We start from the raw sequence: 1,478 nt of genomic DNA, 5'->3' as shown, positions 1-1,478 counted from the left end.
CGGCCGGTTATTGATCGGAATCGCGGCCGGCTTCAGATCGGAACGGTGGCCGACAATTGATCGGAATGCCCGCCGGCTTCACGTCGGAATCCGCAGCTCGAGCGAACAAAGCGACGCCGGGGCTATGCCCCGGCGGTGGAAAACCGCTGATCGGGGGGCGATGCGTCGCCGGACGTGGTTGGCTGGTTGCGTTGCCGGATCAGCTCAGCAAATTGCGCTTCGAGCGCGTTGCGCTCCGCGGGGCTGAACCAGCAGTCGCGCAGCTCGGCGCGCAGTTCCTCGATAACATCGACCGTCATGAGCTTCTCTCCGTTCGAAGGGAAGAAGGCCCCGCCTCGCGGCGGAGCCCTCTTGGGAGGCTCAGTCCCGGTTCGGTCGGGACCAGATCAGCTGGAGGCCTTCCGCACCCTCGACCTCGGTCAGGGTGGCGTAGATCGGAGCGGGGAAGCTCGGATCGTCCAGCTTGACGGAGAGGTAGTCGCGCTCAGTGTCCTTGGCGGTCTTCTGCCAGGCCGCACCCAGCTCGACGTTACCCGAGTAGATGCGGAAGTGCGGTCCCTTGTCGGAGGGATTTTCGACGCGGATCAGCTTGGCCTTGACGTTGAGGTTGAGCGTCTTGATCGCGCCGGAGAAGCCATTGCCCGTGGAGGTGAAGGTGCCGATGGTAGCCATTGTCTCATTCCCTTGGTTTTCTCGGGCCGCGCCCATCGCGACCTCGATGGCGGTCGTGAGACCGGAGGCGATCGACCCGCACCTGAAGGGCCGAAACGAAGTGGAGGGCGGCCGGCAGCGACTTTCTTGTCTCGCGAGGAATGGCGCGCAGCGCCAGGGGAAGAAAGTCGAGGACGGGCGTTGCGGGGACAAGATCGAGGGCCCGCGCAGCGGGGACCGTCCTTCGGTCAGACCAGCCGTAATCGAGGACGCAGATGGGTGCGCCCATCGCGAAAACACATGGAATGAAGACAGGCGGCCCTAGTCGATTCGGCCATTCGGATCTCAAGGCAACGGCGTAGTAACAAAGCGCAGATCACCCTGAGCAGGCCAGCTCGGCGCCGAGTCATCACCCGCGATGGAGCTGTCGCTGTCAGCAACGTTGGCCCACCTGTCGAAGTCGCCGTCGCAAGATCGATAAAGAGGCTGGTGACCTGTCTCGCCAGGTGGATTCAAAGCCCGCTCTCCGCGCGACCGCCCGGCGAGGCGTGAGGCAGATGCTAGACTAGCGTCGGGGGACTTGCCGGCACGCCGAGTCCGGCAATGATTCCGCCGGCACGCGCGATCGAACGAAGCTCGGCGTGCGGGTTGCAACGCCACAGCATTGGTGCGGGTTGTGAGCACGATCGACGTCAACTGAGATCGGCTGCCGGGCTCGATTTCGGTTCGAACTGTGTTTCGGCATGGAATAAGGACCCCGTTTTCGGGGTGATCGGCATCCAATCGGGACCCCGGGGCAAGGGTCCACAGTGGCTTCCATCAAGTCA

General features: G+C 63.7%; 2 protein-coding genes. Both read right to left on the bottom strand.

The features are described 5' to 3' along the window. Positions 1-122 precede the first annotated feature (122 nt). Positions 123-299: a hypothetical protein gene (locus GGD61_RS40145; protein ID WP_183232549.1), complete on the bottom strand. Its 177-nt coding sequence runs from the start codon at positions 297-299 to the stop codon at positions 123-125. 61 nt (positions 300-360) lie between these two features. Beyond that, entirely contained in the window at positions 361-672 is a 312-nt protein-coding gene (locus GGD61_RS40140; protein WP_018273795.1) for a DUF736 domain-containing protein, read from the bottom strand. Between the last annotated feature and the right edge of the window lie 806 nt (positions 673-1,478).

This window comes from Bradyrhizobium sp. SBR1B (genome assembly GCF_014198205.1).
In the GTDB taxonomy this organism is placed as follows: domain Bacteria; phylum Pseudomonadota; class Alphaproteobacteria; order Rhizobiales; family Xanthobacteraceae; genus Bradyrhizobium.
The sequence above is the reverse complement of the archived record's forward strand: the minus strand, read 5'-3'. Positions and strand labels throughout refer to the sequence as shown.